Annotated in this window: 1 protein-coding gene; it reads right to left on the bottom strand. The window is 43.2% G+C overall.

What is annotated here, in order from left to right; translation table 11 throughout:
• A partial coding sequence (locus AC27IT_RS28150; RefSeq protein ID WP_487092315.1) for an acyl-CoA dehydrogenase family protein occupies positions 1-533 on the bottom strand: 533 nt, incomplete at both ends.

Below are 533 nucleotides of genomic sequence, written 5' to 3'. Positions count from 1 at the left end.
GTGGCCCTAGCACCCATCCCATCAAATATAGTGGAAGTAATATGTAAGGCCGTTTTGGCAGTAAACGTTTTAGCCATCGCAATGGCGACTCCACACTCGCCACGCTGCTGTTCCGTTAGCGCATCTTCTTTTGCCCATGCACGATCAAATTCTGTAACAGCTTTTTCTATAAGTGCTGAACAAGCATGAAGGTTTAAACTCATTTCACCGTATTGCTGAATAATATAAGGATCTTGCTCCGCTGCTTCAACACCTGAACTTAGCCACGGTTTTGTATGAGCCTTCAGATAAGCTTTTGATTCTTCCAAAGCGCCTTGAGCAATACCGTACAATAAGTGAGTGAGCATAAGCTGAGCTAAATGTGTTCGTACCGTAGGAAAAACCTTTTGCTCTCCATCTGCTTTATGCAATATTTCTTCTTCATAAACGATAACACCTTCAAACTTTACACTTCCGCTGTCCGTTTGACGCTGCCCAAATCCGTCCCAATTATCTTCAGTAACGATTCCTGCTCTATGAGTAGGAAGTACACA

It is taken from the genome of Brevibacillus sp. YAE8 (assembly GCF_057543335.1).
Note: the sequence above shows the minus strand (reverse complement) of the source record. Positions and strands in the feature narration are given on the sequence as shown.